The 22160-nt window shown below is 46.3% G+C and carries 19 protein-coding genes and 1 pseudogene; 3 read left to right on the top strand and 17 right to left on the bottom strand.

Annotation, left to right across the window (positions count from 1 at the left end; genetic code table 11):
* Window positions 1-25: 25 nt before the first annotated feature.
* Window positions 26-720: pseudogene (locus tag MKY16_RS10970) on the top strand (DMT family transporter); the annotation flags it as partial.
* 66 nt (window positions 721-786) lie between these two features.
* On the opposite strand, the gene MKY16_RS10965 reads toward MKY16_RS10970, so the two are convergent.
* The 8 genes from MKY16_RS10965 to MKY16_RS10930 form a co-directional block, all read right to left on the bottom strand.
* Window positions 787-1074: a hypothetical protein gene (locus MKY16_RS10965; protein WP_238437775.1), complete on the bottom strand. Its 288-nt coding sequence runs from the start codon at window positions 1072-1074 to the stop codon at window positions 787-789.
* 65 nt (window positions 1075-1139) lie between these two features.
* Complete coding sequence (gene mnhG, locus MKY16_RS10960) at window positions 1140-1508, bottom strand: monovalent cation/H(+) antiporter subunit G (RefSeq protein ID WP_165147318.1); 369 nt, start codon at window positions 1506-1508, stop codon at window positions 1140-1142.
* Window positions 1492-1785 carry a Na(+)/H(+) antiporter subunit F1 gene (locus tag MKY16_RS10955; RefSeq protein WP_340887085.1) on the bottom strand — a complete coding sequence of 98 codons (294 nt, stop codon included), beginning with the start codon at window positions 1783-1785 and terminating at the stop codon, window positions 1492-1494. Before MKY16_RS10955 ends, mnhG begins: the two co-directional genes overlap by 17 nt.
* Window positions 1785-2261 carry a Na+/H+ antiporter subunit E gene (locus tag MKY16_RS10950; RefSeq protein WP_340955301.1) on the bottom strand — a complete coding sequence of 159 codons (477 nt, stop codon included), beginning with the start codon at window positions 2259-2261 and terminating at the stop codon, window positions 1785-1787. Before MKY16_RS10950 ends, MKY16_RS10955 begins: the two co-directional genes overlap by 1 nt.
* 6 nt (window positions 2262-2267) lie before the next feature.
* On the bottom strand, window positions 2268-3743 hold the full coding sequence (locus MKY16_RS10945) for a Na+/H+ antiporter subunit D (RefSeq protein ID WP_340955300.1): 1476 nt from the start codon (window positions 3741-3743) through the stop codon (window positions 2268-2270).
* Entirely contained in the window at window positions 3740-4075 is a 336-nt protein-coding gene (locus MKY16_RS10940; RefSeq protein WP_134902158.1) for a Na(+)/H(+) antiporter subunit C, read from the bottom strand. The genes MKY16_RS10945 and MKY16_RS10940 overlap by 4 nt, the downstream gene beginning before the upstream one ends.
* A gap of 1 nt (window position 4076) precedes the next feature.
* Window positions 4077-6935, bottom strand: coding sequence for a Na+/H+ antiporter subunit A (locus MKY16_RS10935; RefSeq protein ID WP_340955299.1), 2859 nt, complete (start codon window positions 6933-6935; stop codon window positions 4077-4079).
* Window positions 6936-6982: 47 nt separating this feature from the next.
* Window positions 6983-7624 carry a universal stress protein gene (locus MKY16_RS10930; RefSeq protein ID WP_165147333.1) on the bottom strand — a complete coding sequence of 214 codons (642 nt, stop codon included), beginning with the start codon at window positions 7622-7624 and terminating at the stop codon, window positions 6983-6985.
* Window positions 7625-7804: 180 nt separating this feature from the next.
* On the opposite strand from MKY16_RS10930, the gene MKY16_RS10925 reads away from it, so the two are divergent.
* On the top strand, window positions 7805-8032 hold the full coding sequence (locus MKY16_RS10925) for a hypothetical protein (protein WP_165147336.1): 228 nt from the start codon (window positions 7805-7807) through the stop codon (window positions 8030-8032).
* Between the two features lie 179 nt (window positions 8033-8211).
* On the opposite strand, the gene MKY16_RS10920 is transcribed toward MKY16_RS10925, so the two are convergent.
* From MKY16_RS10920 to MKY16_RS10895, 6 genes are all read right to left on the bottom strand, one after another.
* On the bottom strand, window positions 8212-9186 hold the full coding sequence (locus MKY16_RS10920; protein WP_307350153.1) for an aldo/keto reductase: 975 nt from the start codon (window positions 9184-9186) through the stop codon (window positions 8212-8214).
* A gap of 407 nt (window positions 9187-9593) precedes the next feature.
* Window positions 9594-12269: a YhgE/Pip domain-containing protein gene (locus MKY16_RS10915; protein ID WP_340955296.1), complete on the bottom strand. Its 2676-nt coding sequence runs from the start codon at window positions 12267-12269 to the stop codon at window positions 9594-9596.
* Between the two features lie 209 nt (window positions 12270-12478).
* Window positions 12479-13030, bottom strand: a complete 552-nt coding sequence (locus tag MKY16_RS10910; RefSeq protein ID WP_049817076.1) for a DUF2062 domain-containing protein — start codon at window positions 13028-13030, stop codon at window positions 12479-12481.
* Window positions 13031-13220: 190 nt separating this feature from the next.
* On the bottom strand, window positions 13221-15674 hold the full coding sequence (locus tag MKY16_RS10905) for a glycogen/starch/alpha-glucan phosphorylase (RefSeq protein WP_069010221.1): 2454 nt from the start codon (window positions 15672-15674) through the stop codon (window positions 13221-13223).
* A 45-nt stretch (window positions 15675-15719) separates the two neighbouring features.
* On the bottom strand, window positions 15720-16823 hold the full coding sequence (gene glgD / locus MKY16_RS10900; protein ID WP_029519097.1) for a glucose-1-phosphate adenylyltransferase subunit GlgD: 1104 nt from the start codon (window positions 16821-16823) through the stop codon (window positions 15720-15722).
* Window positions 16824-16846: 23 nt separating this feature from the next.
* Window positions 16847-17992, bottom strand: coding sequence for a glucose-1-phosphate adenylyltransferase (locus MKY16_RS10895; RefSeq protein ID WP_029519096.1), 1146 nt, complete (start codon window positions 17990-17992; stop codon window positions 16847-16849).
* A 255-nt stretch (window positions 17993-18247) separates the two neighbouring features.
* On the opposite strand from MKY16_RS10895, the gene MKY16_RS10890 reads away from it, so the two are divergent.
* Window positions 18248-18385: a hypothetical protein gene (locus tag MKY16_RS10890; protein ID WP_023988334.1), complete on the top strand. Its 138-nt coding sequence runs from the start codon at window positions 18248-18250 to the stop codon at window positions 18383-18385.
* A gap of 104 nt (window positions 18386-18489) precedes the next feature.
* On the opposite strand, the gene MKY16_RS10885 is transcribed toward MKY16_RS10890, so the two are convergent.
* The 3 genes from MKY16_RS10885 to MKY16_RS10875 all read right to left on the bottom strand — a co-directional run bounded on the left by MKY16_RS10885 (window position 18490) and on the right by MKY16_RS10875 (window position 22158).
* Window positions 18490-19302 carry a DUF3891 family protein gene (locus tag MKY16_RS10885; RefSeq protein WP_340955294.1) on the bottom strand — a complete coding sequence of 271 codons (813 nt, stop codon included), beginning with the start codon at window positions 19300-19302 and terminating at the stop codon, window positions 18490-18492.
* A 131-nt stretch (window positions 19303-19433) separates the two neighbouring features.
* Window positions 19434-20222: a response regulator transcription factor gene (locus MKY16_RS10880; protein ID WP_322252032.1), complete on the bottom strand. Its 789-nt coding sequence runs from the start codon at window positions 20220-20222 to the stop codon at window positions 19434-19436.
* Window positions 20194-22158 (bottom strand): sensor histidine kinase, encoded by a 1965-nt coding sequence (locus MKY16_RS10875; RefSeq protein ID WP_340955292.1) that lies wholly within the window; start codon window positions 22156-22158, stop codon window positions 20194-20196. Before MKY16_RS10875 ends, MKY16_RS10880 begins: the two co-directional genes overlap by 29 nt.
* Between the last annotated feature and the right edge of the window lie 2 nt (window positions 22159-22160).

Genomic DNA, 22160 nt, shown 5'->3' with positions numbered 1-22160 from the left:
CTCTTGAAATGAATAATCTAAGGTTGCTTCGTTGCGATATCTGTTTATGGTTCCTATTCTAGTTGTCATTGTGATAACCCAACAAAAGCTAGCCTCTTTGGAAAGTCATGACGAAACAACCAGGAACGTGGTTGTGGTGGAGCTTCATCGGATTTGGCTTATTTTATGCTCCGCTATGCTTCGCATCGGCTTATTCACCGGGTTGGTTGATTGCGGGAACCCGGCAAATTACCATTATTTCTGGTTCTTTGCTTGTCCCTTTATTTTCGGAATTCTGCCTGTCATACTCGCCTCATTCGCCTATCCATTAGGTAATCGCAAAATGATGGAAGTCTGCGCGGGACGATTGAATGCCTATCAACGTGTGCTCGGGATGACATTGGCTAGCTTACCCTTCTGGTTATTGCTTTCGTTATATGGAGTTTTCAGCGCGGGAATGCCAAGTAAGGAACAGACGGTACAGTCCGCCTTGGTGGCTGTGTTTTTCAGGGGTGATCGCTACGGTTTTATTTTTTAAAGCTACAGATCAGGTTCGTGGAAATATGCAAAAGCTGGGACCGTAGAAGCAACACAATCTCTGGAAGTTCTTTATGCATTAATGGGAGAATTATTTTTTTGTATATCCCCATGCCGTCTCCTTTATCATGGATGGGTATGTTCATCGTCATCCTCGGCATGATTCTGCGCAGTTATGTAACACATGCTAAAAGCTTTATGTAACTTCAAGCATTAGAAAAAGACCGCAAAATAGATGCGGTCTTTTTAAATTTCTTATATCGAACGATCTTACTTTTCTACATTTTTTTTGAATTCGATCATAAAGTCTTTAGGATCTGATTCTACAGTATAAGGGAATACACCTTGTTTCGTATGCAAATAAAGAACACCATGGCCCTGCCCGATACTTTTAAACGATATATCATATACCTCATTGAGAGAAAACTCCCGGTACGCTGATACAATTTTAGTTGTATACAAGTGTAAAACTCGACGATGAATGACTGTTTCCTGTTTTAACGGAGTTACGATCCTTTCCGCTTTGTAATACGGCTGGACTGAAACAATATTGTGCACACGATCCCTCCCATTTATTATCAATCCAGACGGACATGACGCAAATCCTGCACTATGGGCTGCTTTCATTTTGGTTGTTTTGAAGACGTATTTTGTTCCAATACCGGCGCCAACTCATCCTGAACACTGTTTTCCCATAGAGGGACTCCCGAACGGTAGGCAGCTCTTCCATTTAGATGTCCGGCTACGGGAGAAGTGATAAAGACAAATACAATGGCAAGCAGTAATTTGATACTGACCACGTCTACATAAAACAAAAAATAAAGAAAGGCTCCTGTTAATACGCAAAGCACGCCAAGCGTTGCACTTTTGGTTGCGGCGTGAGAACGTAAATAAACATCTGGCAGCCGCATCAATCCAAACGCGCTCAATCCACAGAACAGAGCACCGAGTAAAACAAGGATCGCAATAAGCAACTCACCGATCAAGTTCATCACCCCCAGTATCTATGACGGCGTCTCTTTCTATATATCTCGCCAATGCCGTTGTTCCTATGAACGTCAGTATTCCTATAACAAGAACAATCTCAATAAAATCCTGTGTCCTCAGCTGCATGCAGATCACAGCAATCATAGCTAGCAGATTTATACCTATCGTGTCCAGCGCTGCTACCCTATCCGGACGTGTCGGTCCTTTAATCAAACGGTACAAGCAACCTAATATGGCTAAGGAGAGAATAGCCAGTGATGCAGTCAAAAGTGCCGAAACTATCACTGTGTCACCTCCATGATCGCTTTTTCAAATGTCCCTCTAATTTGCTCAGAAAGCAGTGTCGCGTCCTGTATGTCCATGGCATGAATATACAGCATTTGACCTTCTCCAGATACTTCTAGAGTGAGCGTTCCTGGTGTCAGACAAATGAGGCACGATAAAATAGTGATCTCCCAATCTGACTTTAGGGCGGTCTCATAGGCAAAAATGCCTGGGCGGATCGCCAGCTTCGGACGGAGAATATGATGGATAACCGCAAAGCTGGAAACGATCAGTTCCCGCATAAACAGAAGTAGCAGCTTTAGGATGGCCCATATACGCTTCAGGTAGAAAGGTTCTGGACGGAATTTACGCAAAACAAGCAATATGGCTATCCCTAGCAGAATGCCCATGGTGAACCGCGACCCTGACCAGTCGTTGTTAAGTAGCATCCAGAGCAACGCAATCATCAGATTTAATAATATTTGAAAGACCATCTTCATCTACTCCTTTATTACAGCTTCGATGTATAGCGCGGGATGAGCCAGCACATCCCCGGCTTGTGCAACATAGGAATAGACCCAATCCGCCCCGATGCCCATCAATATAACCAGGACGAGCAAACCGGCCGCCACAGCATTCACACTTTTTAGCCCTATCTTCGGCAAGTCGCCTTCGGGTTCATTCCCCCAAAATGCAAGCCTGAATACTTTGATCAGCGAATACAGCACAAGGAAACTCGAGCCTAGCCCAATCAAGGATAATGTCAGCATTCCGGCATCCAGTCCGCCCCGAGTGATCAACACTTTACCGGCAAACCCGCTCAGCGGTGGAATACCTACAAGTGCAAGGGCCAGTGTAAAGAACATCCAGCCGATTAAGGGATAGCATTTGATGAGGCCCCCCATATCTTTTAATTGGTCCGTTCCCGCTGCAGTGATAATGATGCCCCCAAGAATAAACATTAATCCTTTCGCCAGCATATCGTGCAGCAAATAGAAAACCGCCCCATTCAATGCATCTGGTGTCGCTGCAGCCAGACCGAAGGCCACAAAACCTACACTGATAATGACGTTGTAATTAAAAATACGGGGAATATCATTATAAGCTACCGCTCCCAGTCCTCCCAGAATCATCGTAGCCGCCGCCATCCAGGCGATCCACGTATGCGTGAGTCCGGGATCATTCACAAAAATAAGAGTAAAAGTCCGAATGATTGCATACAGTCCCACTTTTGTCAGTAACGCACCGAACAAGGCTCTTATAGCAGACGGCGGCGAACTGTAAGAACCCGGCAGCCAGAAAAAGAGGAATAACCCCGCCTTCAATGCGAACACAATCAGGAACAGAACAGCGATCACATTGAGTACGCCGCCCTGCCCCGCTTCAGCAACCCGCTGAGACAAATGAGCCATATTCAGGGTACCTACAGCCGCATATAGATAAGCAACTGCCGCCACAAAGAGTGTGGAAGACACAATGTTAATAAGCAAATATTTGGACGTTTCCCGAAGCTGGAGCTTCGTTCCCCCCAGTGAAATCAAGGCATAGGAGGAAATCAGCATAACCTCGAAGAAAACGAACAAATTGAACATATCTCCTGTAAGAAATGATCCATAGACACCTACAAGCAGGAAGTGAAAAAAGGTATAGTAATAAAAACGCTCCCGTTCTGCCCCTATACTGCGGAAGGAGTAGAGGAGAATACCCAAGCTTACCACTGAAGCGGTCAGCACAAGCAGAGCCGCAAACATGTCCCCCACGAACACAATGCCATACGGCGGCACCCATCCCCCCATTTGCAAAGTTTGTATACCCCCGCTATGAATGCGGTAAATCAGCACAAGAGCAATTATAATATTCAAAATGGCGCTAACTGTACTAATGAGCCGCTGAAGCAGAATCTTCTCCTTCAGAAAAATCAATATAACGGCGGTACACAAGGGAATTAAAATCGGTAGTGCCAAGAGATTGGTCATTGTTCTTCCCCCTTAACACTGTCGATTTCATCGGTGCCCAACGTCTGGTATGAGCGGTAAGCAAGCACGAAGAAAAAGGCAGTGACTCCAAAACTGATAACGATAGAGGTCAGAATTAACGCCTGCGGTAAAGGGTCCACATAAGTTTCCGCTTTACCTCCTAATACTGGAGCAGCTCCCGTCTTTAGTCCGGCCATCGTCAGTAGCAGCAGATGGACGCCATGTGTTAGCAAGGAAGTACCCAAAACAATACGCAGAAGACTCTTAGATAGAATCAGGTACACTCCAATTGTAAATAAAATACCGACTGCTACAGCCATAATCAGTTCCATTTCACTCATCCCCCCCTATGTTAAAAATAATACTCATGGTCACACCTACTACAGCCAGGTATACCCCCAGATCAAAGAGGACTGCTGTAGCCAACTCGGTATCACCCATAATAGGCAGATCGAAATGGCCAAAGGCATGGCTGAGAAAAGGGGCCCCGAAAACAAACGAGCCAGCCGCAGTCAGAATTGCAATGAGCAGCCCCACCGCCGTGATCATGCGGTAATTCACCGGAAGGACTTTACGAACCGTGTCCATTCCGAAGGAGATCGCCATCAAAATAAGCGCAGCTGAAGTCATCAGCGCTCCGATGAAGCCACCTCCCGGATTATTGTGTCCGGCAAAGAACAAATACATTGAGAAGGTGAGAATCACGATTATGATAACCTTGGACAGGGTTCGCAGGATCACATCATTACTCCGGAGCGGAAAGGCAATTCCCCCCCCCTTCTTATTTTTGTTGGCGGGTGAAATACCAGGCTCCATTTTCAAGTTAATCAAGGCATAAATGCCGAGGGATGCAATAGCGAGAACCATAATTTCGAATAAAGTATCGAATCCCCGGAAGTCAACGAGAATGACATTGACTACGTTTTTCCCTCCGGCCAAGGAATAGCTTTCTTTAAGGAAAAACTCCGAAATGGGAGCGAATGGACTACTGCCCATGGCTGCCAGCGCAATGAGGGTCATCGTAATTCCTACACCTACAGCGATAATCAAATTCGGCAATCTAAAGCTCAGACGCTCCTTCTCCTTCTTTAACTTTGGAAGATACTTAAAGCACAGAAGGAACAGAATGACGGATACTGTCTCCACGATCATTTGTGTTAACGCAAGATCCGGTGCGCGGAAGATAACAAACAGCAGGGTCACCATGTACCCGACTGCACCGGTGAACAAAATCGCGTTGACCCGCGACTTGGCAAAGGGTACGGCAAACGCTGCTAGAAGCATTACAACAACAATGACAGCCTCATAAAAGGCCAACGGAGCATAGTGGCCCATACCCAGCGATATCCCTTGCGTCCCAAGCATCACACTTCCCAAGGCAATGACGAAAAAGCCAAATATATAAAGCAAATAGTGTCTGTTTGATCCCGTCATATAGAGATTTGTGAAGCGGTTCGATCCACGCTCCAGCACTTGAAGAGATCCATCATACAAGAGATTAAGAAAATTGCTACCGTTCCATTCCCGATCCAGAATCCGCAGTCGGGTGTATCTTCTATAGAGAAGTGTCCCGGCAGCGATAACACCCAGTGTCATGAATATCTCAGGTGTCCAACCATGCCAGAAATGTATGGAGACACCGAAGGTTTCCACTGGCGACAATAGCTCGTTATAGATCGAGCCCATAGCCGGCTCAATCAGAGAATAAGACAAGAGATCAGGAAATAAGCCGAATACCACAGCGAGTGAAACCAGCAGGACTGGGGAAATCAACAGACCCAGCGGTGCTTCATGCGGTATTTTATCGAGCTTCTCCGGCTGGAGATTACCAGTAAAAGTCTCAAAGACCATAATCATACTGTAAACAAAAGTGAATACACTGGCAATCCATGCAATCACCGGAATTAGAATCATCCACGACTGTGTATTCAGAACATCCAACTCCCGAATATTCAACACAGCGGTAAAGAACATTTCTTTACTCAGAAAACCGCTGAATGGTGGTAACCCTGCCATGGAGAAAGCCCCCATCAACGCCACAGAAAAGGTGACTGGCATTAAGGACATTAAACCGCCGAGCTTGCGCAGATCCCGAGTGTTCACCTCGTGGTCGACAATACCAACCACCATAAATAGAGAGCCTTTAAAGACGGCATGGTTGATCAGATGAAAGATGGCCGCCGCAGTAGCCGTCGTATAGAATAACGACTCCTCTGTACCAGAAAAAAAGGCAGAAGCCGATCCCAGCCCGAGCAAACACATAATCAGACCGAGCTGACTAATGGTGGAATAGGCAAGCAGAGCTTTAAGATCTGTTTGTTTAATCGCTTTAAACGATCCATAAAAAAGCGTAACCAGACCGGAAAGTGAGACCAACCAGAACCATTCGGACTGACCAGCGAATACGGGGCTAAGACGCGCCACAAGGTATAACCCCGCCTTAACCATTGTAGCTGAATGCAGATAAGCACTGACAGGTGTCGGTGCCTCCATGGCATCGGGCAGCCAGATGTGAAAAGGAAATTGTGCGGACTTAGTGAATGCCCCCAGCAGAATCAGCAGCATCGCCGGAATAAACAACGGGGACTCGGTCAATAAGCCGACTTGGGCTATAATCTCCCGAATGCTGTACGTTCCACTCATTACGTAGAGCAGATTGAACCCCGCGAACATCGCCAGCCCGCCAAAGACAGTGATTAGCATCGACTTCAGCGCTCCATAACGGGATCTTTCCCGTCGGTGCCAAAAGGCGATCAGCAGGAATGAAGTAATACTGGTTAACTCCCAGAATCCATATAGAACCATCAAATTGTCGGACAAAACGACACCAAGCATTGCTCCCATAAACATGAGCAAATAGATGTAGAAATGGCGAATCGCTTCCGTCCGCTTATTAAGATAATAAATGGAATACAAGATCACCAACGCACCCATCCCCGTAATCAACAGAGCAAACAGCAGGCTGAGTCCATCCAGATGCAACGTAATATCAATCCCAAGCGAAGGCATCCAAGATATAGTTGACATCGTATCATTTCCAGCCTGAATGTTCGATATCCTTGTCAGGAAATACAGGAAAAGAGCTGTGGGTACGGGCAAGACTGTCCAACCTGTATGAAAGCGCGAAATGCCCTTGGTCAACGGGATTAGAACAGCCAGCAGAAATGGAATCAAAATTGCAGCATGCAACACAGTCGAGCACTCCCCCTATATAAACTTATTTTTTTGTATATGAACTTCTAGGAATGCGGCTTTACCCATTCACTTTGTAGAATTCTCAAATACTGGGCTTCGCCATTTCTAACGATTTTGAATAGACCGCTGTTGAAATCAGTATCCAGCTCACGAAAAAATATCCCTTTGATCGTATCTTCTCCACCAGGCTCTTCACTCAGTACATAACTTCCATCCTGCTTCACCAAATAAGCGGAAAATCCCTTCTCATGTGAGTGCTCTAAAAGCTCGGGATAACGCTGTACAGCCACAATATGAAGATCAATAGGACCCAGTTGTTCAATCAAATCGTTGACAAAATTACCACGGGTAATCTCTTGCCATAGCGTTTGACTGGACTGGCCGATGATGATTTGAGTAACCTTTTTTTCCTGGGCTGTCTCCACAATCACCTCAGCTGTCTTTTTCCCATTGCATTTACGAATCAGAAACGCTCCTCCAGCATCTTTAGTCTGCTCTTCCCATCCCGAGAGGTATTGTTCCTTGTTTTGGTTGTATTCATGATCTGTGGTTGCATCCACTGTAAGCACATATAAAGGAGCCCCGAGTAACCGGGACAACTCGCTGCCTCTTTGAATTAACCGCTGTCCGTGCGGACCATAATGGACACACACCATAATGCTCTCATTGTTCATCTCCGCCATCATTTTCTCTGCCTCCTGTTTCCAATTTACGAAAAAAACACAAAAAGAGCCCGCTGTTGGCAGGCTCCTCCGGGTAAACCAATATACAATTAGCTTTAATTATATAGTTTACCGGGGAGATTGTAAAGGTAACGTATAGCACCTAGTATAAATGGAGAATATTCATACAAAGGAGTGGTTCACATGTTGATGCGCAAAGTGATGATCTGCACCAGTCTCTTTATCCTGTTGCTTGTCGTGGGCTGGAGACTTGAATATAATATTCATGAAAAAGCAGTTAAGAGCAACCAAAAGTTATCAGCAAATGAAAGTTACAAATTCCGATCAGCCAATTTTGCTGAACCTGTTCTAATAAGCATTCCCTTTCTCCCCCGGGAGTATGTACGAATAGTACGAAAGATTGGTGAATAGTTGTTAGCTTTTTCGATTATCTTTAATATGAACCCTTGACTATAGCCGTTTTGCCAACCACGATTTAGGATAGGACACTAGTATAAAAACAGCAGATCAAGGAGACTATTCCCGATCTGCTGCTTTTTGCCGATGATTTCTAACAAAGAATGATGCTTTATGACGAGTACAAAGTATTATTACCAAGCGTAGGCTTCTGGCGCAGGTTTTCCCGGACCCGGGAAAATCTCATTCAGCTTGGCAAGCACATCTTCGCTCAATTTGACCTCAGGTACCCGTAGAGCATCCTCTAACTGTTCTAAGGTCCGTGGTCCGATAATTGGAGCCGTTACAGCCGGATGGGACAGTACCCAAGCCAGTGCAATCACGTCTTCCTTTTCACCCAGCTCGCGGGACAATGCTGCAAATTGCTCCAGCTTCGCACGATTCTGCTCCACCTTTTCCTTGGCGCGTGCGCTGCGAGAACCAGTACCTGCTAACGCATTCCGTCCCAGCAGTCCGCCCGCCAGCGGGCTCCATGGAATCACACCCAGCCCCAGCTCTTGAGCTGCCGGTAATACTTCAAGCTCGGCGGAACGTTCGTTCAAGTTGTACAAATGCTGCTCGGATACAAGCCCCAGAAAACGTCGTGCCTTCGCTTCGGCCTGCGCCACCGCAATATGCCAGCCCGCAAAATTACTAGAACCGATATAACCAACTTGTCCCCGATCCACCACGGACTCAAATACGCCCCACAGCTCATCCCATGACACGTTTCGGTCAATGTGATGCATTTGGTATAGCTCTACATGGTCGGTCTGCAGACGTTTCAGAGACGCATCCAAATGGCGGCGAATTTTGTAAGCAGATAAGCCTGATCCTGCATTGGGTCCGTCATGTTCATTTTTCATATCTCCGTATACCTTCGTTGCCAACACGACCTTCTCGCGTCTTCCGCCGCCCTGCTGGAACCAACGTCCGATAATTTCCTCTGTCCAACCTTTACGGTCATGGCCATATACATTAGCCGTATCAAAAAAGTTAATGCCCGCATCCAGCGCGGCATCCATAATTTTAAACGCATCCTTTTCTTCGGTTTCTGGTCCGAAATTCATCGTCCCCAGACATAACCGACTAACCTTTAAGCCTGACTTTCCTAAGTATGAATACTCCATACTACCTCCCGCCTTTGCCTAAGGATTTTAAAATTCCGCAAAATTATTACATGCCAAAAAAGACCATACTCCGTTTATTCACCAGAACAAACCGCATTGAAACACCCCCAAATGCAATTTAAAGTTTGGAGAGCGCATGCAAAAAGGCCTCCGCACCATGCCGAAGCATAACATGCGGAGGCCACCTCCCCGTACTACCCGCCGAATGTTAAAGAAAGTGACTTTACGGCGGATGCCAGCAGAGCGGAGGATTTGAATCTGGAGAAGCGGAGCGTTCGCCTTTGCCACGGGATTCTTACCTTTTCATGTCTATCTAATCCAAAGAATCCCGTGGCAACAGCGATCGTAAGATCAAATCCTTCGCGGAGCGGCTCACTTCAACCACCGTAACTCACTTTTTTTTACAATCAAGGAATCAATTTCGTTTCTTTGGCTCGCTCGGCCATTTTTTTCGTATGCTTGCTGAGCGGCTTCTTCAACACCAATCCAAACAGGAAGCAAACACCGATAAATACAAACAGCATCACCACATCCCGTATCACCGTTGAAGCCAACATCCCTCCTACTGTCTCTCGTAACAGACTAACCGCATAGGTAAATGGTACAAATGGATTCAGCGCCTGAAAGAATGGTGTACTCGTCGCAATCGGGAACGTCCCTCCTGAACTGGAGAATTGAAGCACCAGTAGGATGACCGCCAGTCCCTTGCCGATATTGCCGAACACAGAAACTAGTGTATAGGTCATCGCCGTAAACACCAGACTGATCAGCATAGAGGACAGTACAAAGGCTACTTTGGCATCCACATACGCCCCGAGCAGGAACAAGTCACCGAGAGATACGCTCAGCGCCTGAAAAATACCAATTGTGGAGAATGTCATCAGCCGTCCGAAATACACTTGGTAGCTTTTAAATTGTCCTTCCGGGTCATCCACATCTACCCTGAACATTGATACCAGTAGCATCGCACCTACCCAAATCGACAATGTAGTGTAAAAAGGTGACATCGCAGAACCATAGTTAGGGATTGGATATATCCGTTCCTGCTTCAACGATACCGGTCTGCCGAGAAACTCACTTTCCTTTTTCACATCCCCCTTGAGCAATGCAATAGCGCGTCCGAGTGCATTTTCGCCCTTAAGCTTGCGAATGGTATCTGCAGCCTGACGTATGGAATCCTCGGCAGCTGGAAGATCGGTCCTTACAAAATTGGCTACTTGGTGCACCGCTTTTTCCGCTTCAGGAAATTTATTTTCAATTAAGTCAGCCATTTTGACAAACTGTTGTTCCGCTTTGGGCAAATCATTACGCACAAAATCTGCCGCCTGATGAATTTTACTTTTAACCGTCGGCAAATCGTTATTTACGAAGTCTGCTGCTTTGTTCACAGCATTCGTAAACTCGCCCATACGTCCCTGAATCGTTGTCGCCGCTTCATGCAGTTTCTGACGGTATTGTGGCAGATCCTGCTGGAGACGTGTTAGCTCTTGCTGGCCGAATTCTGCTGCAGCCTGTGCGTCATTTAATAGCTTTTCAATATTCGGTAGCTGCTCTTGAGCTGTAGTCAGCACATTGGCAGAATTGCGGGCAACGGATTTGATCTGATCTAGCGCCTTTTGAATGGCGGGTGCATACTCCGTATCATAATTGCCCAAAATGTTGTCAATTCCGCTACTGATTTCTCCAGCAAGGCGATCAGTGTCATCCAGCAGATTTTGCGCAGGCTTTTCACCGCGCTGGATGGCATTCCCGATACTAGTTACTGTGCTATTCAGACGGCGGAAACGATCCTCCACCCCGCCCACACGGGAAATAAGTGAATCCAGAGGTTGACTTGGCAAGTATCCGTTCACACGGTTCAGCAATTGAGAAATACGATCCAGCACCCCCACGGCAGTTGTCAGCCTACCGCTGACACGATTCACCGCAGCTTGTGCTGCTTTAGGATCAAAATCCACACCACGAATGATGTCTGTAATCTGAGAAACCTCATTCGCAATTTGTTGTACCAGTTGTAAATCTTCTTTAACTACTGTACCTATCGAATCAAGCGCACCCTCATTTTTGTCCAGAAATTCAAGTAAACCGGTTGTAAAGTCCTTGCCTGTGTCCGCTATCTGCTGTACTTCTGGCAGTGCCCTCTGGGCAGCATTAATAACTTTAAGAGCCGTTTGCGTATCCTCCAGGGCGGTGGTCAGTGCGCTTTCTACCTTGCTAAAATTTTGATCCAGTTCAACAATTCGATCACCAGCCTTTTGAATATCAGGTAGTCTTTTTTGGATATCTAAAATAACAGCGGCTACCTTGTCCAGCTCAGGCATGTTTTTGTCAATTTTGAGCACCAGGTCACCGGCGCGGTTAATTTCAGGAATTTTCTCCTTCAATGCGATAATCTTTTGTCCCTGCGCCTTAATTTTCGGCAAATTTTGCTCCAGCTTCAAGGCCTGTTTGCCCAACCTATCGATATCCGGTAGTCGATTATTTAGCTCCAACACCCGGTTTTCAATATTACGAATTGTCGGGAGTTCCTCCTCCAACTTTACTCCAGCTTCCTTCAACTTCGTCAATACCGCCTGGCTGGCAGTTTCAATAAAGTTTTGGCTAATCTGGTTCGTCAGAGAAGTTGCCCCCGAAGATGTAATTTTCGGAGCTACTGCATTAATTTTTTCATTTACGGCGTAATCAATTTCCGGCTTTTGCGGATTTTCCGTCAGCACACTCGTAATTTTCTCTGAAAAGTCTTTCGGGATCAGCAGGCTGGCATAATAATCACCATCCAACACACCTTTCCGTGCTTCCGCTTCATTGACAAAAGTCCAACCCAGCTTCTTGTTATTTTGAAGGTTATGCAAAACCTCATCGCCGATATTAATCTTCTTACCATTCACTTCTGCACCCTGATCTTGGCTGGTTACTGCAATTTTAATTCCAGATGTATTCGCATATGGATCCCACATCGCTTTCAAATTCACCCATGCATAGACGGAAGGCAAAAGAATGATGCCAATAACTAATAAAGTCCCGGTCGATACTTTGAATACATTTCTCCAGTCTGTTAAGTAGATTTGCCATATCTTCCGCAACTTCATCACTCCTTGTATGTACATTAACCTGTCGTCCATTGTTGTATGCACACGTATTGTAAACGATTCGAGCGAATGAAGCCAACCCTGTTACAATATATGCCAAAAGCGTATGGGTTTATAGAGATCATAGGCTTTTTCTTGCCCCAACTCAAAGAAGCCCTTCAGACCTAATAAATAGGCTCGAAGAGCTTCCTTCTTATACATAGTTATCCATTCTTCAGCAGTCTGGCCGCCGAAAATGCTGCGCCATGACGCAACTTCCGCTTCTCCAACCGTTTGTGCAGCGAACGATTATACAGAACCTGAATGACAAAATACGAGATAATGCCCAGCACCACACCGAAAATCGACATGCCGATCAGGATGTGCAAGCCTCCGTGCAACAAGTCTCTGAATACAGACCAGTTGCCGTGAAACAGCTCCATAAAAGAATGCTCGTGAAGTCGTCCGCCCCTGACATGTACCGGATAATGAGATGGATAAATCCAAGCCCCCACTTGCTTGGCGAATGGCATTAGTACAATTGGCAAAAAGGTCAGCTTACCTACAACGTTACCCACAATGGCCGCAGGCAGCGAGCCGCCAGACAGACGAACAATCGGATAAAAAACAAGGTATACCAGAGAAGCCGTGGAAATCACAATCATCTCCAGCGCAAAGCCAATGGCGAAGCCCAAGGAGATCTTTTTAACTCCTCCAGGGGCGCGCAACAGCTTGATGAAATTCAGCCGAATCGCACGCCCTATATTTTGAAACATATTATAGTTCTTCTTCGATTTATGAGGTTTGAGCCTTTTCGGATTGAGCTTTATCAATAGGAGGACTCCTTCAACAGTACAATTCAAGTTCAGGAATGAGTATTTACAGCTCCCATCCTTACTTATGTCTATACTGTCATTATAACCCTCAGCGTTCGAAAAGCAATGCTATTCCGCCTGTTTCGCCGTTTTAGGACAGAATTCGCTTGTAGACATCGTTCTGGAGAGGTACAATGTCCCAAATCTCAGCCGCGTATTGCTGAATCGTACAATCACTAGAAAATTTACCGGAGTGTGCCATATTGACAATAGCACGCCGAGCCCACTCCGAGGGATTCCGATACACCTGTTCAATATGAACCTGCGTATCCACATAGGCTGCGAAGTCCTTGAGCACAAAGTATTCATCATTATGATCAATCAGGGATTGATAAATGGCCTCAAATTCCCGTTCATGCCGCGTAAAAGGAGCATCGTTCACGAGTTGATCCAGCACTTCACGCAGTCTTTCGTCACTGTTGGCTGTTTTGCGCGCCGAATACTGGCCGTTCCGGTAATATGCCTCGATCTGATCCACCTTCAATCCAAAAATGAACATGTTGGCATCGCCTACCATTTCATGCATTTCAACATTGGCTCCGTCCAATGTACCTATTGTGAGCGCACCGTTCATCATAAATTTCATATTGCCTGTGCCTGAAGCTTCTTTGCCTGCCGTGGAAATCTGCTCACTGACATCCGCCGCAGGAATAATCAGCTCCGCCAGTGAGACCGAATAATTTTCAAGGAAAACGACTTTCAGCTTGTCCTTGACTTCCACATCTCGATTGATCGTGTCCGCCACGTTATTAATGAGCTTGATCGTCTGTTTGGCGAGAAAATAACCGGGGGCGGCTTTGGCTCCAAAAATAAATGTGCGTGGCGTCACATCCAGGCCCGGATTACTTTTAAGCTGGCTGTATAGATGCATCACATGCAAAATATTGAGCAGCTGTCGCTTATAACCATGCAACCGTTTGACCTGTACATCAAAAATGGAGGACGTATCCAATCGCACGCCCTGTTTTGCAAAAACATGCTCAGCAAGCCTGACTTTATTATTTCGCTTAATCGCCTGTATCCGTTCTTTGAACGTCTCGTCCCCACTGTAACGAAGCAGGTCGATGAGCTCCCTTGGACGGGTCCTCCAGCGTGTGCCGATCGTCTCATCGTACAAGCTTGCCAGCTCCGGGTTGGCGTGCATCAGCCAGCGGCGATGGGCAATCCCGTTTGTTTTATTGTTAAAACGGTCAGGGTACAGCTCGTGAAACGACTTCATCTCTCGTTCCTTTAATATTTGCGTATGCAGCGCAGCCACCCCATTAACGCTGTAGCTGCCGACGATTGCCAAGTGGGCCATACGGATTTGTTCACCGTGAATAATCGCCATTTCACCAATTTTGATGTCCTGGCCTGGGTAACGCTCCAGTAGCATAGCGCAATAACGTTTGTTAATTTCTTCAATGATTAAAGAAATACGAGGAAGCAGCTCCCGTACCATATTAACAGGCCATTGTTCCAACGCCTCACTTAATATCGTATGATTCGTATATGAAACGGTTCGCGTCGTAATATCCCATGCTTCGTCCCAGCCCAAGCCCTTCACGTCCATCAGAATACGCATCAGTTCCGGAATAACTAGGGTCGGATGTGTATCGTTAATGTGCAGTGCTATTTTATCGGGCAAATGGCTATAAGGTAAACGAAGCTTCTCAAACGTACGCAAAATACTTTGTAATCCGGCCGAGCACAGGAAATACTGCTGCTTCAAGCGAAGCAGCTTTCCCTCATAATTGGAGTCGTCCGGATATAGAAATGCGGAGATAGATTCCACCGATCGATTGTAGTCGAGAAAGCGGTAATAACCGCCCTCGCCTCGAATCGGTCCTCGAACGGGATCAAGCGCTGATTCCGCACTCCAAATCCGCAGCGTATTCACCTGTGTATGACCATAGCCTACCAGCGGAATATCGTAAGGGACAGCCCAGACCGTTTCAGCATCCTTTGTCTCGAATACAAGACGTCCCTCCTGTTCGTGGGTTTCCACTCTTCCCCAAAAATGAACCTCGACCTTTTTATCAGGACGACGTTCCTCCCAGACATTCCCTTTCTGTAGCCAGTAATCCGGCAGTTCAACCTGATTGCCGTCCACAATACGCTGTTCAAACAGACCATATTTATACCGGATGCCGCACCCATGTCCTGCATAGCCAAGGGATGCCAGCGAGTCCATGAAGCAAGCCGCCAGACGGCCGAGACCCCCATTGCCTAGCCCCGCGTCCGCCTCCTGTTCTTCAATTTCCTCCAGATCCCAGCCCAGTTCACCCAATGCCTGCCGAACCATATCCAGTACGCCCAAATTCAGCAGATTACTGCCCAGTAGACGACCTATCAAAAATTCCAGGGAAAAATAATAAATCTGCTTCTCTTGTCCTTCTTTATAGGCTTGGTTCGTTTCTGCCCAATTCTTGCCGACTTGTTCACGAATCATGCCACCCAAAACCTTATATACGTCTTCCGACTGAGCCTCCTGCATCGGTTTGCCCAGCCTTCCGACCAGTTGCTCTCGAAAAGCCTGCTTAAATGCTTCTTTATTGCTGAACAAAGTTGTACCTCCTGTTATTTCCGTTTTAATGGCTAAGTATATCCTTTAAATTACGCTATTCTTGGCAATGACATAGGGAACTCTAATGTCTCCAATCAGAGTTCGATCTGGTGAAAGCTGTACATCTTTATCTAAAACCACATTCTCCACAACTGCCCCTTTACGGATGACACATTTTTGCATAATAATCGAGTTGCTTACCCGCGCGCCCTCCTCCACCCGCACTCCACGGAAAAGAATACTATTCTCGACCTTGCCTCCAATGGTGCAGCCATTGGCAACAAGTGAATGATCCACCTCGGCGCTGTGCGTATAGCGGGTCGGGGCTTCATACTTGATTTTGGTGTGTACCGGCTGATTCTGAAACAGGGCTTGATACTGCTGCTGATCCAACAGCTTCATGCTATTTTTATAGTAGCTCTCAATAGAATTAATAACCGCATGATAACCTTCATAACGATACGCATAAATACGCAGTCCACTTGGGTTTTTCTGGATGGCATCACGAAAGAAATGATTATCCTGATGGGCAATGCAATGCTTCACCTGATCCAGATACAAGTCTTTGTCCATCACAAACATTTCCAAATAAATGTTATGATGATCCTGCTCCTGATGAATACCCGTCACTCGTCCGTTCTCATCAATCTCCAGTCGTGCACAAGGATCATGCTCAGATTCTAGCTGGTCTATGGGTTTATATACAAGGGTAACATCTGCATTTTTCTCCTGATGATAACGGTATACATCCTCGATATCCACCTTATTGACATGCTGAGTTCCTGCGTGAATAATGGTTTGCCCCGATGAGCGATGAAAAAAATCCAGATTGTTGTGCACATGCTGCAAATCTCCACGCGATGCATCCGTCGGATCATTCCAGTCAGGTGGCAAAATAAACAACCCGCCCCGTCTGCGGTCTAAATCCCAAGGCCGACCTTCGCCCAGATGATCCAGCAGCGAACGGTATTTGCGGCGGATAAACAGTGCAATATCATGCACCCCTGCATGCATCATATTGGATAAGGTAAAATCAATGAGCCGATATCGACTAGCAAAGGGGACTGCGGCCCCGCACCGGAAATAGGTCAACTCCTTCAACTGATCCAGTTCGTGATCCAGGTTGATAACTCCAATGAGTCGACTCATAGCAGACACCGTCCTTATCCGGGTTAAATTCGTGCATGAAGCTGGCTTTCCTGATCGAACAAAATAATCTCATCAGAACTATCTTCAGGTCCAATAAACGCGTTGTCTTCAATAACGATGTTCTCATTCACGATAGCCCGGTGAATACGTACATTGCGCCCAATTTTTACGTTCGGCATGATGACAGAATCGGTAATGACACTCCCTTCACCTACTTCGACCCCATAAAATAGTACAGAATGCCTTACTTCTCCATCCACCATGCAACCTTCATTTACAATGCTGTTTTTGAGGATCGCCCGTTGGGTTATATACTGGGCCGGTTGATTGGGGCTGCGAGTATAGATGCGCCAGAAAGGATCATTCAGATCCAAAGGCGGATCCTGAACCAGAAGATCCATGTTGGACTCCCACAAGCTCTGAATGGTACCTACATCCTTCCAGTACCCAGCAAACGGGTACGCATACAGCGACCGGCCATGCTGAAGCAACAATGGAATGATATCCTTGCCAAAATCATGTGAGGATTCAGAATCGCTTGCGCTTTCCAGTAAATAGCGACGCAACACCTCCCATTTGAACAAATAAATACCCATGGAGGCCAATGTACTTTTCGGCTGTTCAGGCTTCTCCTCAAAGTCATATATTTTCAGATCATCGTCAGCGTTCAGGATTCCAAATCGTTTAGCTTCCTGAATCGTGACATTGATAACAGAAATGGTGCAGTCTGCTTCCTTCTCCTTGTGATAGTGGAGCATTCGACTGTAGTCCATTTTATAAATGTGATCCCCTGACAGAATGAGTACATGCTCCGGGTCATACTGATCCAAGAAATGCAGGTTTCGATAAATTGCATCCGCCGTGCCCCTGTACCAGTTGTTTCCATCTTCTTTCTCGTGCGGAGGTAAAACGAACACTCCTCCATCCAGACGATCCAAATCCCAGTCGCTGCCTACGCCGATATAGGAATGAAGCACCAACGGCTCGTATTGGGTCAATACGCCTACGGTGTCTATACCAGAATGAGTGCAATTGCTGAGAGGGAAATCAATAATGCGGTAAGTTCCCCCAAAAAATACTGCCGGTTTGGCTAGTGTACGGGTAAGTCCTTTGAGTCTTTTGCCTTGTCCGCCGGCGAGCAGCATGGCAACCACTTCCTTCTTTCTCATAACAAAGACCTCCCTGTCATGTGCGTCTGAAGCCATTGTGGCGGGATATTTGATAATATCCATTAAACATGAAAAGACAGTCGTAATCGTTTCATTGGCGAAGGAACGGGTAAGATGTGATGGAGAAGGGTAAATCATAGTTATGCGGAACGAGTGCAAGGAATCACTAAATCGTAAAATCCCGTTCATCTTTTCACATTTTGGATGCTTTTAAGCATTTGGATATGACAACATGATCATAAGGAGGCGTACTTTATGAAGAATAAGAAATGGGTGGTAGCAGCATTGGGAATGGGTGTAACGTATCTGATGAAAAATAAAGGGGCACGCGATAAGGTATTGAATAAGGTACAGACTATTGTCAATCGTGCGAAGACCTCTGCAAAATCGTAAAATGTTAAAGCTAGAAAAAAGCGAGCCTCTCTGAATCATGGTTCAGGGAGGCTTTTCTCTGCGTCTACAAACAAATTATTGTTCGAGGCTGTATCCGTAGACGGTCAGGCATTCTCCTTATGTTCTTCTACTTCCATGATATGTTCAACGGTAAAGGTTCGATGCGTCCATTCGGAAGAACGGTAAGCCTCTAGGAGACCGGAGGTACGAATTTTCTCCTTGTCCACCTTCTTAAAGGTATGAGTAATCCCTACCTTGCCCTTGAAAGGAAAAAAGGAGAGACCTACAGTCTGATCCGATAGCCACTCGGCCCAAACTCGCCCGCTTTCATGACGAACAGCCGGGAAGCTCAAACCTTCAGCAAACCATTCATATTCTACTGTAGGCGTACCCGGCTCTCGACTGCACAAAAACAGACTCAATTCGTCGCAAAACAACATTCTCCGTACATCCGTCCGCACTTGATGGTCGAAGGTTACGCCACATGCCAGCTCCTGTTTGAGCCTCAGACGACGCTGTGCCTCCGCTTCCTGATAAGAATGCGTAATCTGCTTGTCCTGAGCATTTTGATGCTCGGTCCGCCCGACTAGCTCCTTGTACATCAAGCTACACAGCAACGCAGCATACGTATTTCCTTGTTCGACTTCATCAATCCCAAGACGATAGAAAACAAAACGTGGACTGAGTGGAAAATCAATAAATGTATAAGGTGCTGACATATGATCATTCCAGAAAGGAGCAGCGTCTAACTGTATCCAACCCCGATCATGCTCCCTTGCTGCATATACAAAATCCTGCTTATGACGTCTATTCTTGAAGGCACTCTCTTCCCATTGTAAAGCCAACTCACCTGAAATATGGGCATGGTCATGCTGCGTCGTCATGATATAAGCTTGGTCCGTTTCATAAATAACCATATGCTCTCCCCTTCCGTTCGGCGATTCGTGTGATTGTGTACAAACTCTCTGATTGAAGGTCATGGTTATGCATACGTTTATTATATCAGGATAAGGGTAAAAAGGCAGTGGAGTTTTCCCCCTCTTTATATCTAATTACCCCTTTGATTCTGCACTCGAAACTGCTGCGGGCTCATCCCCTCCAGCTCACGAAACACTTTGTTAAAGTGCTTTGCATTGTCAAAGCCCACGTTAGCCGCAATTTCATAGATCCTGCCCCCTTGACACTCCAGCAGCTTTTTGGCTTCTGTAATGCGCAGCCTTTTTACATATTGAACAAAGCTGAGGCCTGTATAGGCTTTGAACGCCTGACTAAAATACGTATAATTCAAGGATACTGAGTTGGATACTACTGCCATATTCAAATCCTCGCTGTAATGAGCGTGGATATATTGGATAGCACGTGTCATACTACCACTTCTATCGACGTTGGCACTCGCGCCAGCTAGTCTATCTTTCTCTACGCCGACAACACTATCGTATGTGAGGGGGTTCCTCTGCTTCAATTCCTCATTCAAAACTGCCAGTGCACCGAACAGTTCCTCCCTTACAATCGGCTTGAGTAAATACTCCCGTGCCCCACAGCGAATCGCTTCGCGCGCATACTGGAACTCGTCATATCCACTGAGAATGATCACCAAAGGCCTGCGTTCCGGCTCCAGCTCACGAATATGCTGCATCAGCATAATGCCATCCATAATAGGCATACGGATATCCGTTATCACCAACTCGGGCAAAAACTGCTTCACATGCTGCCAGGCTTCCCTTCCGTCCTTGACCAGTACACATTCATAGAGACCGGAAAATTCCCGTTCGATCATAGCTTGAAGTCCCATTCGAATATTTTTCTCGTCATCCGCAATCAACAGCTTGGTCGTCATGGTCCGTCCCCCTCATCATGTAACGTCTAGGCAAAATCAGGGTCACTGTCGTCGATTGTCCGTGGATGCTGTCCAGTCTTATGCCATACTCTTCGCCATACTGCATACTTAAACGGCGATGCACATTATACAAACCGATTCCCCCATTCATCCCGGGCTCGTGGGAATCCATATCCGTTCGCGCTAGACCAGCCATGATAGCGTTTCTTCTTTCTTCAGAGATCCCCACTCCGTTATCCTGTATACGCAATTCTATGATATCCTGCTTAGAGCAGGCTTCAATCGTGATGATGAATGGGCTTTGCAATGTACTCCACCCGTGCTTGATAGCATTTTCGACTACAGGCTGCAGCGACATTTTCAGCATCTCCAGTTCCATAAACGCCGACGATAGATGAATTTCCAATCCAATTTGGTTATCGTGGCGAATGTTCATGATGGCCACGTAATGCTGGATATGTCGGATTTCATCCCGCAACGCAACACACGACCCGGACCATTGGAGATTATAACGCATCATCGAGCCAAGGGAGGTAAGGGCATCCGACAGCGGATACTGCCGTTCTATCTCCGCCATCATTTTTAAATTTTCCAATGTATTATAGAGAAAGTGGGAATCAATCTGATGCTTGAGCGCTAGCAGTTCAGCTTCTTGAGCAGTGGCCTGCTTGTGTACTGCCTCGGCAATGAGCCCGTTAATTCGACTCAGCAGACTGCGAAAATATAAAGCCAGCTCAGCCACTTCTCCCCGTCCATATACTGGAATCTTAAGCTGAAAGTCACCCTCCTGCTCTACTTTTTTCATGGATTCACGCAGGGTATGTAGCTGCTTGAGAATGAAGGCATGCAAGGTATAGGAAATGACGGACATAAACAAAATCAGCATACTAATAATGAGCAGCATGGCATTGCGTTTCTGACGGAGATCACCTAGCGGACCGTCCAGCGCCACCACATTTAGCAGGTAGGCGTCCAACCCTTCTATATAACGGTACAAACCAAGATAAGGCTTATTCCCATAGGTAAAGTCAAAAACACCACCCTGTCCCTGAACGCGGGACTGTAACAGATGGTGCACATGGGACAGAGGGATCGAAATTGAATCTGATAGAGAGGAAGCTGTAGCTATTTCGGTAGAATACATTGGTTTGTCAGCGTTCCTTGAGCTGTAATCGTCGCCGTCCAGAATGAACATTTGCCATGCGCGATTACGTTGCGGGATTCCAAATACCCTAGGTGAAAATAGCTCCAGCCTCATATTTGTTTCTACCAACCCCGCGTGTCTTCCTCCAGTAGACTGAATTTCACGCAGCAGTGCCATATACTGCACTGTCTCACTTTCCTGGCGGGATTGTCCCCCAAGTAAGCTTTTCGGCCCCTTGTACATATCCCACCATATTTTCCCTTGTCGGAGTTGAGCCGCTTTCAGCCAGGAAGCCTTAGGCAATCGTGATTCTTTGAAAATCATCGGCCATATTTCATGCGTCTGGGGATTATTGGTATACAGTCGAATGTTCTCTACATTGGGATTACTGTACAGCAAGTGCTGTAAATTTGGAAACACATTCAAGTTGAATTGGACTAGCTCATCGCTGCTTATTTCACGTTCCTCGGTTAGATAATGAAGCACGTTGCGATCTGAGATCGCAAGCTGTGCGGTTCGCTCCATAATTTCCATATTGCTATGAATATGGGCCAGCTCTGTATCCAACACATACTGATTTTGTACGGTAATGTCTTTCATTGTATTCTCGTACAGTTGGTGAAAGGTATATAGCGAGAACAATACCACCGGGATTAAAATGACGCCGATATACGCGACAATGAGCTTAACTTGAAGGGAACAACCGCCAAGCCGATCGGTCGTTCCCGTCATCCACTGCCATATCGTGCGGCGCAGCAGGCTCTTCATCTGTGAACGTGCACGGCCTGGCATGT

This window comes from Paenibacillus sp. FSL L8-0641 (assembly GCF_038006265.1).
Classification (GTDB): Bacteria; Bacillota; Bacilli; order Paenibacillales; family Paenibacillaceae; genus Paenibacillus; species Paenibacillus polymyxa_D.
Note: the sequence above shows the minus strand (reverse complement) of the source record. Positions and strands in the feature narration are given on the sequence as shown.

Excerpts from the sequence above, each read along its gene's own strand:
- mnhG (WP_165147318.1), bottom strand. The coding sequence starts at position 1,508 with ATGAACTTGATCGGTGAGTTGCTTATTGCGATCCTTGTTTTACTCGGT.
- MKY16_RS10950 (WP_340955301.1), bottom strand. The coding sequence starts at position 2,261 with ATGGTCTTTCAAATATTATTAAATCTGATGATTGCGTTGCTCTGGATG.
- MKY16_RS10945 (WP_340955300.1), bottom strand. The coding sequence starts at position 3,743 with ATGACCAATCTCTTGGCACTACCGATTTTAATTCCCTTGTGTACCGCC.
- MKY16_RS10940 (WP_134902158.1), bottom strand. The coding sequence starts at position 4,075 with ATGGAACTGATTATGGCTGTAGCAGTCGGTATTTTATTTACAATTGGA.
- MKY16_RS10930 (WP_165147333.1), bottom strand. The coding sequence starts at position 7,624 with ATGATGGCGGAGATGAACAATGAGAGCATTATGGTGTGTGTCCATTAT.
- MKY16_RS10925 (WP_165147336.1), top strand. The coding sequence starts at position 7,805 with ATGTTGATGCGCAAAGTGATGATCTGCACCAGTCTCTTTATCCTGTTG.
- MKY16_RS10920 (WP_307350153.1), bottom strand. The coding sequence starts at position 9,186 with ATGGAGTATTCATACTTAGGAAAGTCAGGCTTAAAGGTTAGTCGGTTA.
- MKY16_RS10910 (WP_049817076.1), bottom strand. The coding sequence starts at position 13,030 with ATGTTTCAAAATATAGGGCGTGCGATTCGGCTGAATTTCATCAAGCTG.
- glgD (WP_029519097.1), bottom strand. The coding sequence starts at position 16,823 with ATGAGTCGACTCATTGGAGTTATCAACCTGGATCACGAACTGGATCAG.
- MKY16_RS10895 (WP_029519096.1), bottom strand. The coding sequence starts at position 17,992 with ATGAGAAAGAAGGAAGTGGTTGCCATGCTGCTCGCCGGCGGACAAGGC.
- MKY16_RS10890 (WP_023988334.1), top strand. The coding sequence starts at position 18,248 with ATGAAGAATAAGAAATGGGTGGTAGCAGCATTGGGAATGGGTGTAACG.
- MKY16_RS10885 (WP_340955294.1), bottom strand. The coding sequence starts at position 19,302 with ATGGTTATTTATGAAACGGACCAAGCTTATATCATGACGACGCAGCAT.
- MKY16_RS10880 (WP_322252032.1), bottom strand. The coding sequence starts at position 20,222 with ATGACGACCAAGCTGTTGATTGCGGATGACGAGAAAAATATTCGAATG.
- MKY16_RS10875 (WP_340955292.1), bottom strand. The coding sequence starts at position 22,158 with ATGCCAGGCCGTGCACGTTCACAGATGAAGAGCCTGCTGCGCCGCACG.